The 12,311-nt window shown below is 58.7% G+C and carries 13 protein-coding genes; 8 read left to right on the top strand and 5 right to left on the bottom strand.

Going from position 1 to position 12,311, the window contains the following annotated elements; translation table 11 throughout:
* Nucleotides 1-235: 235 nt before the first annotated feature.
* The gene (gene dgt, locus AC2LD7_RS14050) at nt 236-1,732 is read right to left on the bottom strand and encodes a dGTPase (protein ID WP_484598351.1); all 1,497 of its coding nucleotides are present in this window, start codon (nt 1,730-1,732) and stop codon (nt 236-238) included.
* Nucleotides 1,733-1,859: 127 nt separating this feature from the next.
* Here dgt and AC2LD7_RS14045 point away from each other — a divergent pair, with 127 nt between their 5' ends.
* From AC2LD7_RS14045 to AC2LD7_RS14035, 3 genes are all read left to right on the top strand, one after another.
* On the top strand, nt 1,860-2,048 hold the full coding sequence (locus AC2LD7_RS14045) for a hypothetical protein (protein WP_484598350.1): 189 nt from the start codon (nt 1,860-1,862) through the stop codon (nt 2,046-2,048).
* 128 nt (nt 2,049-2,176) lie between these two features.
* Nucleotides 2,177-4,099: a HAMP domain-containing methyl-accepting chemotaxis protein gene (locus AC2LD7_RS14040; RefSeq protein WP_484598349.1), complete on the top strand. Its 1,923-nt coding sequence runs from the start codon at nt 2,177-2,179 to the stop codon at nt 4,097-4,099.
* 178 nt (nt 4,100-4,277) lie between these two features.
* On the top strand, nt 4,278-4,409 hold the full coding sequence (locus AC2LD7_RS14035) for a hypothetical protein (protein ID WP_484598417.1): 132 nt from the start codon (nt 4,278-4,280) through the stop codon (nt 4,407-4,409).
* A gap of 56 nt (nt 4,410-4,465) precedes the next feature.
* On the opposite strand, the gene AC2LD7_RS14030 is transcribed toward AC2LD7_RS14035, so the two are convergent.
* Nucleotides 4,466-5,362, bottom strand: coding sequence for an EamA family transporter (locus AC2LD7_RS14030; RefSeq protein ID WP_484598348.1), 897 nt, complete (start codon nt 5,360-5,362; stop codon nt 4,466-4,468).
* 228 nt (nt 5,363-5,590) lie between these two features.
* Here AC2LD7_RS14030 and AC2LD7_RS14025 point away from each other — a divergent pair, with 228 nt between their 5' ends.
* Both AC2LD7_RS14025 and AC2LD7_RS14020 read left to right on the top strand, forming a co-directional pair.
* Nucleotides 5,591-6,295, top strand: a complete 705-nt coding sequence (locus AC2LD7_RS14025; RefSeq protein WP_484598347.1) for a YebC/PmpR family DNA-binding transcriptional regulator — start codon at nt 5,591-5,593, stop codon at nt 6,293-6,295.
* A 35-nt stretch (nt 6,296-6,330) separates the two neighbouring features.
* The gene (locus AC2LD7_RS14020) at nt 6,331-6,675 is read left to right on the top strand and encodes a YajD family HNH nuclease (RefSeq protein WP_484598346.1); all 345 of its coding nucleotides are present in this window, start codon (nt 6,331-6,333) and stop codon (nt 6,673-6,675) included.
* Nucleotides 6,676-6,759: 84 nt separating this feature from the next.
* Here the strand turns inward: AC2LD7_RS14020 and AC2LD7_RS14015 are convergent, their stop codons facing one another.
* Entirely contained in the window at nt 6,760-7,191 is a 432-nt protein-coding gene (locus AC2LD7_RS14015) for a universal stress protein (protein WP_484598345.1), read from the bottom strand.
* A gap of 121 nt (nt 7,192-7,312) precedes the next feature.
* Here AC2LD7_RS14015 and AC2LD7_RS14010 point away from each other — a divergent pair, with 121 nt between their 5' ends.
* The 3 genes from AC2LD7_RS14010 to AC2LD7_RS14000 all read left to right on the top strand — a co-directional run bounded on the left by AC2LD7_RS14010 (nt 7,313) and on the right by AC2LD7_RS14000 (nt 9,215).
* Nucleotides 7,313-7,762 (top strand): group II truncated hemoglobin, encoded by a 450-nt coding sequence (locus AC2LD7_RS14010; protein WP_484598344.1) that lies wholly within the window; start codon nt 7,313-7,315, stop codon nt 7,760-7,762.
* A gap of 102 nt (nt 7,763-7,864) precedes the next feature.
* Nucleotides 7,865-8,413, top strand: coding sequence for a non-canonical purine NTP pyrophosphatase (locus AC2LD7_RS14005; RefSeq protein WP_484598343.1), 549 nt, complete (start codon nt 7,865-7,867; stop codon nt 8,411-8,413).
* Between the two features lie 10 nt (nt 8,414-8,423).
* Nucleotides 8,424-9,215: an SIR2 family protein gene (locus AC2LD7_RS14000; RefSeq protein WP_484598342.1), complete on the top strand. Its 792-nt coding sequence runs from the start codon at nt 8,424-8,426 to the stop codon at nt 9,213-9,215.
* A gap of 86 nt (nt 9,216-9,301) precedes the next feature.
* Here AC2LD7_RS14000 and AC2LD7_RS13995 read toward each other — a convergent pair whose 3' ends face one another.
* Together AC2LD7_RS13995 and AC2LD7_RS13990 are read right to left on the bottom strand one after the other, a co-directional pair.
* Nucleotides 9,302-9,817, bottom strand: coding sequence for a hypothetical protein (locus tag AC2LD7_RS13995; RefSeq protein WP_484598341.1), 516 nt, complete (start codon nt 9,815-9,817; stop codon nt 9,302-9,304).
* Between the two features lie 303 nt (nt 9,818-10,120).
* Nucleotides 10,121-12,067, bottom strand: a complete 1,947-nt coding sequence (locus AC2LD7_RS13990; RefSeq protein WP_484598340.1) for a sodium:solute symporter family protein — start codon at nt 12,065-12,067, stop codon at nt 10,121-10,123.
* Nucleotides 12,068-12,311 lie beyond the last annotated feature (244 nt).

Below are 12,311 nucleotides of genomic sequence, written 5' to 3'. Positions count from 1 at the left end.
AAATTCAAAGGTTTACAGCCACTTCCGCTTGGAACCGGACTTTTCCACTGCGCCATTTGAGGGCGACAACAGCAAAGACGCACCAGGCCATTGCAAGGCCTGTACCAGCGAAACGGATAGATGGATCAATTTGGCGCAGGAGGCGTGAGCGCGCGGTGAGCCAGGCACCGCGAAGCAAGCGCTGACGGCAACACGAAGAGGTCGAGCGCCCCAGAGCGGGGCAGCGTCGAAGAAGTTACAAGGCGGACAAAGTACGAAACTCGTCCTGAGCCAGCTGATCGGTCATGCCGCTGACAAAATCCTGCAGCATTCGGCAACGGTAGTAGAACTCCCACAGCGGCTGATCGGGCGAATCCTCTGGATGAGCTTTCATGGCTTCGTGGTAGGCCTTGATCAGCTGGCTCGGCAGCCGGCGGGCCAGCATTTGCAGATATGGTTCGCGGCGGCAGCCACCCTCGGTCAAGGCCTGGAAAGTGGCTGGAGCGACACGCAGTAGCGGTGCATAGGTATCCAGCAATCCCTGGAGAATTCGGTATCCCTGCAACTGCAGAGTTTCCACCTCGCGATGGCAGAAGACTCGGTCCATCGCTACACCTTTGAAGGTCTGTACGATCGCGTTGGGCAGACTGGCGTCTTCCAGCAGTGCTCGGTCCAAGGTGCCGTGATAGACAGCCTCGATATTCTCAATGAACTGCTGGGCCGCATGCTGCACCAGCGGATGGACCATGTTCACCCGCAACCAGATGAAGAACTCGCCCACCTTGTTTATCGGCTCTTTTTCCGCACGTGACTCGGCATAGGCGACCATGCTGTTGAAGCTGCGGCCGGTCGCCGCGATCGGCTCGTCCGGCGAGCCGTGCTCGGCGAACTTGGCGACCAGCAGCCGCGCCAATTGCTCGATGGTGAAGATGCCTTTCTCCACCGAGTCTTCGATATCGGCCAGGCAATAGGCGATGTCGTCCGCCGCTTCCATGATGTAGGCGACCGGATGGCGAGTGCCCGGTTGCAGATCCAGAGCCGCCTGCATACCGACTACAAACGACTCCTCGGACAGATAGAAGCCCGGCTTTTTATGCAGATAAGCACCCGGCGAGCCCTCCGGCGGTCTCGGCGCATAGGCGGCACGTACATATTTAAGCAAGCCGGCCGTCTGCGTGTAGGTCAGGTTTAACCGCAGCAAGCTGACTACCAGCCGGATCGCCTGGGCGTTGCCTTCGAACTGTTTGAGATCGAAGAGCATGCGCCTGCGTAACTCGACATCGCCCTGCTCAGCCGGTACCGCGGCGTCAAACAGACCTTCCAGGTTGCGCGCGAACCACTCGCCGATGGCGAACTCGCCGAAGTGTCCAAAGGGGGGATTTCCGATGTCGTGCATCAGGCAGGCCATTTCCACCAGGCTTTCCAGCGCCCCTTCCAGACCATCGAGGCCGTACTGACTGGCTTTTTCGCCGAGCTGCTTGTATAGCGTGCGGACGATAAAACGGCCGGTCTGTTGCACTTCCAACGAATGCGTCAGCCGACTGCGCACGGCCGCATTTCGCTCCAGCGGGAACACTTGGGTCTTCTGCTGCAGCCGGCGTACGGCAGCGGATGTGACGATGCGCCCGCGATCGCTCTCAAGCTGGTCGATGATCAGCGACAGGCCGCCTTCGGACGCCAGGAGGCCCGACTCCACACGGCCATGAGGCCGCTGGCGGGAAATCTTGTGCTTGAAATTGATGGGCCCCGGCATGGATCGCACTCGCTAACGGAAGAATGGGGCGAGCCTAGCGCGGCATGACGGCTTTACCAAGACCACCGGCGGCACTACGGTGCACCCGCTGGACTAAAATCACCGCTTTGCATGAAGCGAAGCCAACATGAGTCGGTCAGATTTCCATCAACAACATGCCGAGCGCGCCACTGCAGAAGCAAAACGGCTGTTCGATAAGCGATCGGCACTGGGTGCTCGCTGGCTGCCCTGGGTCGCATCGGAGCTTTATCAACTCGCTCCACCTGAATACGCGGCGATGGTTCGACGGGAACTGGCGCGCCTCAACGAAGGCTGAACCCGAGATCACGCGCCCTTAAAGCGACCTTCTGCGTCATCAGACAACATCCTCAAGAAATTGCCAGAACTGCCGATGTCGTAGTACAACAATTCGCCACCGGCACATCACCGGCCTGAGGAATAACAATGAAAAATCTCAAGGTCAGCTACAAGCTGGCGCTCGGTTTCGCCGCCGTACTGCTGTTGACCGTATGCGTCGCCGTCATTGGCGTGTTCAGCATGGACGCGCTGATCTCCCGCAGCGACAAGGCGCAGACGGCGGAGAATCTGCTTAACGAAGCCAACGAAATTCGCTACGCGCAGGTGCGCTTCGAGGAGCGCGGCGACGCCAAATACGTCACACGCGTCGAGGACTCAGTGGCAAAGATCGCCCAGATCGTCGAGCAGAAAAGAGCCAGCTTCTCAGAGCCGCAAGACCGCGACTATCTGGAAACCATCGCCAGCGAAGCCCACAACTACCAAGGCGCTTTTGAAAAACTGGTCGCTCTGCATAAGCAGAAGAAACAAACCCGCGCCAACTGGGTCGAGACCGGCAATACCACCGACAAACTGATTGGCGACCTGGAGCGACGTTGGAACGGCGTTCAAGGCAATCCGGTGCTGCACCCCACCGGCGATATCGCCAACATCGCCCTGCTCACCACCGAACTGGCCAAGCAGAACCGTTTGCTGCGCTACACGGTGCGTGGATATCTGATGGAAGAATCCGAGGCCGCCCTACAGGCCCTCAATCAACAGTTCGACAGCCTCAACGCCGCCATCGCTCCACTGGAAAACGAACTGATCGGGCCGCAGGCCGAGAGCCTGAAGGTGCTCAAGGCCAGCGCAAATGGCTACGTCGAGCTGGTCAAGAAGCTACCGCCCATCGTCGCCACTCAGCAACAGGCGCGCCAGGACATGGAAGCGATCTTCGCCAAGCTCTATGAACAGGCTCAGGGCATCATTGCCAGCCAAACCGGCAAACGCGCCGAGGAGGCCCAGACCAAGAAGATCCAGGTCATCGGTATCACCTTGCTGGCCATTGTTCTGGGGATGCTGATCAGCGGCTTGATCGTGCGTCAGATCACCCAGCCACTGAATCAGGCAGTGCGAATGGCCGAGCGTATCGGCGCCGGCGATATGACTGGAGAGGAAGCGGAAAAGCGCCACGACGAATTCGGTCAGTTGCTTGATGGACTAGGCAAAACCCGCGGCAACCTGCAGTCGCTCATTGGTCATATCGGCGGTATCACCACGCAGTTGGCGGCCGCCTCCGAAGAATTGTCGGCAGTCACCGAGCAAGCCAGCGCGGGCGTAAGCAGCCAGCGCCAGGAAACCGATCAGGTGGCCACCGCCATGCATGAAATGACCGCCACGGTGCAAGAAGTGGCGCGCAACGCCGAAGAAGCATCCGGTGCGGCCATGCGCGCGGATCAGCAGGCAACCAAGGGCAACGACGTGGTGCAACGAGCGCTGACGCAGATCGACCGGCTGTCTACGGAAGTCACCCTTTCCGCCGAGGCCATGACCCAGCTGAACCAGGAAACCGATGGCATCAGCACCGTGCTGACGGTGATCAACGGCATTGCCGAACAAACCAATCTGCTCGCGCTCAACGCTGCAATCGAGGCGGCGCGCGCAGGCGAGGCGGGGCGAGGTTTCGCCGTAGTCGCCGACGAAGTGCGCGGCCTGGCACAGCGTACCCAGCAATCCACCGCACAGATCGAAGCGCTGATCAGCAACCTGCAGAAGGGCGCGCGTACCGCTTCCGGGATGATGGACAGCAGTAGCAGCCTCGCCAAGGACACGGTCAGCCTGGCGCGTGATGTCGGCGAGGAACTCAAAGCAATCACAGAGACGGTGTCGATCATCCAGGCGATGAACCAGCAGATCGCCACCGCGGCAGAGCAACAAAGTTCGGTGGCCGAAGAGATCAATCGCAGCGTGCTCAACGTGCGCGACGTGGCCGACCAATCCGCCGAAGCGGCAAAGGAGACGGCCGCGTCCACTGCACGACTGGCCCAATTAGGCAGCGATTTGCAGACATTGATCGGCCGTTTCAAGGTCTGACGGTACTCGCTGCGCAGGGGTTGGTCGCGGTACAAAGTGTCGCTATTCAGCCCCGCCAATCAGGCGTAATCTCGGCTCATTCTATTTCGAATCTTCAAGCTCACTCCGAGGTGTACTGGCCACAGAGCAGACCGACGCAGGGATGCACCACCCAGCCAACAATCCGCGAGGCGACATCATGAGCAAAGGAATGGATACAAAGAAGAATGCGAAAAAGAAACCCCTGAAGACCGCGCAGGAAAAGCGCACGGCGAAACGAGACAAAGCCAGCGGCACGACACCTCTACTGGGCAGTCACGCCGCCCGCTGAGATTATCCTGCGTTTGCGGCGCCCCGCCCGGTTCTCCGGCGCGGGGCGCTTTGCTGTCAGGCCGCCGAACTACCCAGCGCCATGCGCACCCGGCCAAGCAGCCAGCCGCCACCCACATTGACGATCAGCCCGAGCATCACCAGCAACGCACCGATCGCTTGCAGCATGCCCAAGTGCTCATCGAGTAACAGCGCGGCGGAGGTCAGCCCCACCACCGGCACCAATAGCGAGAAAGGTGCCACAGTGTTCGCCGGGTAGCGTGACAACAGCCGGCTCCACAGGCTGTAGCCAAGGATCGTCGCGCCGAATGCCAGATAAATCAGAACTAGAATCGAATCCCAGCCGATGCCGCGCAGCGCGCTTTCAATTGCCTGCGGGCCTTCCAGAAACCACGAAAGCGCAAAGAAGGGAATCGGCGGAATCAGGCTGCCCCAGACCACCAGACCGACAAGATTCACCTTGCCCACCTTACGCGTGACGATATTACCCAGCGCCCACATCGACGCCGCGCAAATGGTCAGCACGAAGCCCGCCAGCGTCATGCTGCGATCGCCCTGTAGACCGATCAGCAGCAGGCCGCCAGCGGCGATCAGCAGCCCGACCAGATTGGTGGCGCGCAGCCGCTCGCCGAGAAATAACGCGGCGAAGAACAAGGTGAAAAACGCCTGCGATTGCAATACCAGCGAGGCCAATCCGGCCGGCATGCCCACTTTCATCGCCGAAAACAGAAAGGCGAACTGACCCAACGAAATCGTTGCGCCATAGGCCAGCAACCAGCGCAGCGGAAGTTGCGGACGCTTGATAAAGAGTACAGCCGGGAACGCCGCCAGCAGAAAGCGCAGTGATCCGAGCAGCATCGGCGGGATGTCGTCCAGACCGATCTTGATCACCACGAAATTCATGCCCCAGACGACGATCACGACCAGGGCCAGCAACAGGTCCTTGGGCGACATGGCGATTTCTCCGCAAGCAAAGACTTATTAAAGCTGGGCGCAATGCAGGCGCACTCATACAGCGAACACGCAATTCGACGATACAGTCCGCAGCGCCTACACAAACAGGCACCGTGCATCTCGCCGCATGACGCAGTGACGCGCGGGCCGTGCCTGCATCGGCTGCAACGGCTAGAATCGGCGTCTATCGGTCGACACCATCAACCCGTACCAAATACGAGAGTAACCATGGGCGCACAGTGGAAAGCGAAACATAAGGAAGCGGCAGCCAACGCAAAGGGTCGCACGTTCGGCAAACTGTCGAAGGAAATCATGATCGCGGCCCGCAGCGGTGCCGATCCGGATATGAATCCTCGCTTGCGTCTGGTGGTGGAACAGGCGAAGAAAGCATCGATGCCGCGCGAAACGCTGGAACGGGCAATCAAGAAAGGCGCCGGCCTGCTCGGCGAAAGCGTCAACTACGAGCGCACCACCTACGAAGGTTTCGCACCGCACCAGGTGCCGGTGATCGTCGAGTGCCTGACCGATAACGTCAACCGCACCGTGGCTGAAATCCGCGTACTGTTCCGCAAGGGTCAACTCGGCGCATCCGGCTCGGTCGCCTGGGATTTCGACCACTGCGGCATGATCGAAGCGGCGCCGAATGCCGCCGATGCCGACCCGGAACTCGCTGCTATCGAAGCCGGCGCGCAGGATTTCGAAGCCGCTGAAGACGGTGCCACGCTGTTTATCAGCGATCCCACGGACATGGACGTGGTCTGCCGCGCCCTCCCCGATCACGGCTTTACCGTGCAGTCGGCGCAGCTCGGCTATCGGCCGAAGAATCCGGTCACGACGCTGTCCGACGCGGAGCTGGAGGAAGTCGAAGCCTTCCTCAGCGCCATCGACGCCCATGACGACGTGCAGAACGTCTATGTCGGCCTGGCGGGCTGATTTAGTCTGGATCGAGTTCAGTAAAGGACAACATGATGAGCACGAACAAACCGAATACGCCTTACGCCCAGCGTGAACAGGGCTATCGCGAGAAGGCGCTGAAGATGTACCCCTGGGTCTGTGGACGTTGCGCGCGAGAGTTCTCGGGCAAGCGGCTGAGCGAGTTGACGGTCCATCACAAAGACCACAACCACGACAACAACCCGGAGGACGGCTCGAACTGGGAGCTGCTCTGCCTGTATTGCCACGACAACGAGCACTCACGCTATACGGACAATCAGTACCACGCCGAAGCCAAGCCAGGCAGCGACCTGGGCCCGAAGGAGACGTTCAAGGCTTTCGCCAACCTGGGCGATCTGCTCAAGCGCAAACCCGACTGACCAGGGTTCGGCCTGGGATCTGTTCCCGTTTCGCCGCCGCGTTGAGCGGCTCGCAGCGAAACGAGAACAGACCCTCGGTGCTGGTCACTTCACCAGCAGTACCGGTACTGAGACTTCATGAATCACCCGATTGGCCACCGAGCCCAGCAGCATGCCAGTGAAGCTACCCAGGCCGCGGGTGCCCATCACCACGGTGTCGCAGCCAAGTCGCTTCACCGCATCATTCACTTGCTCCGCCACGTTGCCCAAAACCGCATGAGTCTGGTGCGCGACGCCCGCCGCTTGCAGCGCTGTAGCGGCTTCTTCAAGCGTATGGTGCGATTTGGCCAGCAAGCTATTGTTGAGTTCTTCAACCACACTGGGAGTGACGAATTCACCATAGATAACCGGTTCCTGGCGCGCGTTCAGCACATGCACCTCAAGCGTTTTGGGGACATCGGCTGCGAAATCGATGATGTATTGCAACGCCCGTTTGGCATTGTCCGAACCATCGAAAGCCAGAAGAATAGTGCGCATATCGGTCCTCCATCGAATGTCTAAACCAGCATAGACCAACACCCAAGCGCGCCCGGCAGCACGACCGAGCCTTCAATTTCTTTCCGCGAACCGCCCTATCTCAAAGCTCAAAGGTAAGTTGATGAGTACAACTCTCAAAACCCCATTTGGCGTCGGTGACGCTTCATTTCAGGCAGCTGGCGGCGAAACCGGCATCGAACGCCTGGTCGCGGATTTCTACCGTTGCATGGATGAAGCTGAAGCAGCCGCTTGCGTACGGCGCCTTTACCCACAGAACCTGAGCGAGTCGCGCGAACGACTGGCGGCCTTTCTCTGCGGCTGGCTGGGTGGGCCGCGTCGCTACGCGGAGAAATTCGGCAGCATCAGCATTCCGCAATTCCATACTCGCTGGGCGGTGGGCGAAACCGAGCGGGACGCCTGGCTCGACTGCATGGCGCTCGCCGTTGCCAGGCAGAATTACACGTCGGATTTCGCCACCTATTTGCTGGCGCAGTTGCGAGTACCGGCAGAGCGCATCGTCCAGGCCGGGCGGCAGGCATGCCCAGCTCGCTCCAATCCACTTCAGCCCTAGCACCGGCTGAACCCCTGAGTACATCGATGCGTCTTACCCCTTGTGGGGTAAATGCGCGCCCTGCGGCATCGACGCTTCGAATGGCGCTGTCAGGTAACCCAGATGAAGATCCGCTTTGCCTCGGTCAATGAGCAGAAAATCCGTGACATAGGCGAATTTCTAGAGCAGAGCGGCATAGAGATCATCAACTTTCCGGTTCGGATCGTTGAAACCCAGACCGAGGACTTGCATCAGCTGGTCAGCGACAAATTGCTGGACGCCTTCAAGCTGATCGGTAAACCGGTTTTCGTCGAACATTCAGGTCTGTTCATCACTAGCCTGAACGGCTTTCCCGGCGGGCTGACCCAGACATTCTGGGATCGATTGCATGCCGTGCGCTTTTCCGAACTGATCGGCGGCCTGGATGATCCCTCCGCGGTGGCGCGAACCCTGATCGGCTACTGCGACGGGCGCAAGCGGCACTTCTTCGAGGGCGAGGTCGCGGGCAAGATTTCCCGCGAACCGGCAGGCGATGAGGGCTTCGAATGGGACAACGTGTTCATCCCCGACGGGTACTCATGCACATTCGCCGAGTTGGGTGGCGTCCATAACGATCTGTCCATGCGCAAGCGGGCACTGGATGCCTTCGTGACCCATTTGCGCGAGACCTGAGGGCAACTCGATGCAGAAGCTTCTGGAAGCCTACCGGCACAATCGCCTGATTCTTTTCGTTGGTTCCGGGGTATCGGCCAATATCGGGTTGCCGCCATGGCGAGACCTGATAAACGAGATTGCCCTGCAACTCGACTACGACCCCGACGTGTTCGACACCTACGGCAATTTCCTCTCGCTTGCCGAGTACTACCGTATCAAGAAGGGCAACATCGGTCCCTTGCGCAGCTGGATGGATCGTGAATGGCACAGAAATATCGAAATCCGCGACTCGGAGATCCATCGGCTGATCGTTCAAGGCAGGTTTCCTGCCATCTATACGACAAATTACGACCGCTGGCTGGAGAACGCTCATGATGCTCACGGCGTCAGCTATATCAAGATCGCTAATGCCAGTGATCTGGTAAAAGCCCGCGATGGAATTCGGCAGATCGTCAAATTCCATGGCGATTTCGATGATGATGACTCGATTGTGCTGGACGAGACGAGCTACTACGAGCGCCTGCAGTTCGAGACGCCGCTGGATATCAAATTGCGCGCGGACACTTTGAGCAAAGCAGTGTTGTTTATTGGCTACAGCCTTTCCGATACCAACATTCGACTGTTGTTCTATAAGCTTTCGAAGATGTGGAACGAGCACGAGACACTCGGCGTTCGGCCGATCTCCTATGTTTTTTCGCACAAGCCCAACCCCGTGCAGGAAGAAATTCTCAGCCAATGGGGTATTCGGATGATTACTTCAGAAGACGATGAGCCAGGACTGGCTTTGAAGAATTTTCTGAAGGAGCTGGTAGAGGCCTGATTAGCATCTCGGCAAAACTCAGGTTCCAACTTAATCAAGCGAGGCGAACAGTGGGTGCGATGCCGTTGGCATCGCACCCATAGCGATCAATAGTTGTAACCAATACCGACGCTATAGAAGAAAGCTCCATCATCGTAACGATCCTGCGCATCGCTTCCGCTTTTGAACAGGAACTGATACTCGGCCATCGCGGTGATGAAGGTCTTATCCTGCACCCAGTATTTAATACCCGCTTCAGGGCCACCCATGAAGGTCTCATCAACCTCCTCGCCATAGAGCCCGCCGACACTCACACCTATGAATGGACGGGTTCTTCCGCTGCCGAAGTGATAGTCATAAAACGCTCGCGTCGAGCCGTCGAACTGGACGCTCTCTCCTTCCGAGTCACGGGCATTGACTGTTTGCCGAATACCCCACATGGAAGATTCGTCCAAATAAGTACCCCAACTGCCCTGTACGGAGAACACTGTATCGTCGAAGTCCTTATCGCTACTGCCCGCGCCGCTCAGAGTAACTTCACGATCACCCGCCACCGGAACGGCAACTGCGAAAGTTGGAAGCATAGCGGCTACCAGCAGGGAAGTTTTGAAAAGTCGGTTCATGACACCACCTCTTGTTCTGCTATGGCGAAATACGCATGTCGCTCACGCGATGCGTATGCTAATGACCCAAGCACATCAAGACTGTTCATTTTATTTTAGATATACGAAGCAACTTATTAATGTTGCAGGAATTTTATTTTTCCAACCGCTTCGTTAGTTGATCGATCCGTACTAAATCGGCTAACACCAAACAAAAAAATCACTCCAACAAACAGAACGGCTTGTTAATTAAGTTTAATTAACGAAGCGGCCCCGACCCACAAGCGAGATGGCGAATCGGGGCCGGGAAGTTGCGCCTATTGATCAGGCAGAGCCGCTTTGCCTGGCTGAAATGTCTTCAGGCAGTGGCTCGTCTTCCGGGTCCGTGTCGAAGTCGAAGTCGCGGCCCATGGCGATGCGCAACCATACGGGTATCAACAGCAGACCGAGCGCCAGACACACCCAACTGATAACCGAACTGCCCTCAGGCGGCGGGAACATCAAGCGGCCCACGCCCACCAGCAGCGAGAACAGCGAAACCGCGGTCACTGCGACCGCAAACAACCGCTTACCAAGCGCCTTGATTGACACGGCCGCAGCGACACCGTTGAGCATCGCCGCGTGCCGCCAGAACCCGAACGGACGCACCCGGCGATAGAAGCGCTTGAGCGTCGCATCATCCGTGGCTGGCGTGATGAAGGTCACCAGGATGGCTGCGGATGTTGTGGTCAGGGCCATGATGCCGAGGCGAATCCATTCACGCTCTGGGTCGGTCCCCAGGTAATAGAGCAGCAGCGGCGCGGTGATCAGCGACACCGCCATGGCGGTCAGTTCCGAATACAGGTTGATTCGTTCCCACAGCCAGCGCAGCACCAGGACCGAGCCCATTCCCGCGCCGAATAGCAGCGAGATGAACCAGGCAGTCTGGATCGAGCCGAGGTTGGCCATGATGATCATCGCGATCACCAGAATGAGCACGTTGGACAAGCGCGCCACGACCACCAGTTCGCGGTCCTTGGGCTTACGCTTGAGCACATGGGGCGCGAACACGCCGCCATAGACATCGTTGCTCCAGTACGACGCCCCCCAATTGAGGTGCGTATCGACCGTCGAGGCCAGTGCCGCCAACAGGCCGACCAGCATCAGGCCGCGCACGCCCGGCGGGAGCAGGTCTTCGATCCCCTGCACGAACAGGGCCTCTCGCGCTGCGGTGAATCCTTCGCCGGCCGCCTCTCCAGGTGTGAAGGGATAAAGTACCAACAGTCCGACGGCGATCGCCATCCAGAACAGGCTGCGCAGAAAAATCTGCAGCCAGGCGAACACAAGGCCGGCGATCCGGGCGTCACGGTCGGTCGGGCACGCCATGCTCCGCTGCGCTAGATAGCCGGTGCCGTCGGAGTTCATCTGGAAAAACCACTGCAGCCCAATGATCACCAAAAATGGCATCAACGCCTCCCCGGCGTCCGATGGCGGCGCAAAGGAAAGCATTTTGCTGGCTTGATCGGCACCGTAGAGTTCGACGATACGATCCGTCAGCCCACCCAGCCCTCCTACTGCATCGATGACGAACCAGGCGTAGAGCAGCGTTCCGATCATCGCCAGGCTGAACTGCACCACATCCGTCTGGACCACCGCGCGCAGGCCACCCGTGATCGAGTACATGGCGGTAAAGGCGAGAATCAGCAGAATCGAGATGAGGTTATTGGCCGTCATCATGTCCGGCTCAAGACCGGTAATGCTTTCGCCTAGCTGAAGCCCGATGCTGGCAACGAAGCCGACTATGGGCTCGTACATGCCGGAGGGAAGCCACAGATGCCACGGCAAAAATACCTCCGCGATGCGGATCGCCGCGACCAGCACCATGGCCAGCACGACGCAGTTGATTACGGTGCCGTAGTAGATGGCCTTGAGCAGACGCAAAGGCGTGACGCCCTTGCCGCTGTAGCGCACGCGGGTCAGCTCGGCGTCGGTCAACACTCCAGCACGGCGCCAGCCGACCGCAAACACGAATGCCATCAGCAGAAACGCGAGGCCATAGATCCACAATCGCCATAGGGCGAAGATACCCGCCGTCGCAACCAGACCGGTCACCAGCAACGGAGTATCGGCGGCGAACTGCGTCGCGCCCATCGAGAAGCCGGCCTTCCAGCCCTTGATCGTCCTGCCTGCCAGAAAATATTCGTCGAGGCTCTGCGAGGCCTTGCCGCGAGCGCGCAGGCCGGAACTCAGGCCATATAGGATAAAAGCCGTCACTATCAATAAATCCAACATCTTGTTATGTCCTTTTGTTGGAGAGCTGTTCTGCTTGAGAACTTTCCAGATAGCGAAAGATTGCAGCGTTCGGATGAACGGAGCGATCTGCTCTGCAGAGGCATGCCAGCTGCCGCGTCTCGGCCAGCTGGGCTACCATGCGCGGTCTCGTTGGATGTCGCTTATGTTCGAAATTCAGCTGCGTCAGTTACCGGCCCAGAGTGTGTAAAAACACTTTCTTATCTTGCGTGCTTCAGCCCATTGC

Source organism: Stutzerimonas sp., assembly GCF_982611455.1.
Note: the sequence above shows the minus strand (reverse complement) of the source record. Positions and strands in the feature narration are given on the sequence as shown.

Coding starts and splice junctions, on each gene's coding strand:
- dgt (WP_484598351.1), bottom strand. CDS start 1,732: ATGCCGGGGCCCATCAATTTCAAGCACAAGATTTCCCGCCAGCGGCCT.
- AC2LD7_RS14045 (WP_484598350.1), top strand. CDS start 1,860: ATGAGTCGGTCAGATTTCCATCAACAACATGCCGAGCGCGCCACTGCA.
- AC2LD7_RS14040 (WP_484598349.1), top strand. CDS start 2,177: ATGAAAAATCTCAAGGTCAGCTACAAGCTGGCGCTCGGTTTCGCCGCC.
- AC2LD7_RS14035 (WP_484598417.1), top strand. CDS start 4,278: ATGAGCAAAGGAATGGATACAAAGAAGAATGCGAAAAAGAAACCCCTG.
- AC2LD7_RS14030 (WP_484598348.1), bottom strand. CDS start 5,362: ATGTCGCCCAAGGACCTGTTGCTGGCCCTGGTCGTGATCGTCGTCTGG.
- AC2LD7_RS14025 (WP_484598347.1), top strand. CDS start 5,591: ATGGGCGCACAGTGGAAAGCGAAACATAAGGAAGCGGCAGCCAACGCA.
- AC2LD7_RS14020 (WP_484598346.1), top strand. CDS start 6,331: ATGAGCACGAACAAACCGAATACGCCTTACGCCCAGCGTGAACAGGGC.
- AC2LD7_RS14015 (WP_484598345.1), bottom strand. CDS start 7,191: ATGCGCACTATTCTTCTGGCTTTCGATGGTTCGGACAATGCCAAACGG.
- AC2LD7_RS14010 (WP_484598344.1), top strand. CDS start 7,313: ATGAGTACAACTCTCAAAACCCCATTTGGCGTCGGTGACGCTTCATTT.
- AC2LD7_RS14005 (WP_484598343.1), top strand. CDS start 7,865: ATGAAGATCCGCTTTGCCTCGGTCAATGAGCAGAAAATCCGTGACATA.
- AC2LD7_RS14000 (WP_484598342.1), top strand. CDS start 8,424: ATGCAGAAGCTTCTGGAAGCCTACCGGCACAATCGCCTGATTCTTTTC.
- AC2LD7_RS13995 (WP_484598341.1), bottom strand. CDS start 9,817: ATGAACCGACTTTTCAAAACTTCCCTGCTGGTAGCCGCTATGCTTCCA.
- AC2LD7_RS13990 (WP_484598340.1), bottom strand. CDS start 12,067: ATGTTGGATTTATTGATAGTGACGGCTTTTATCCTATATGGCCTGAGT.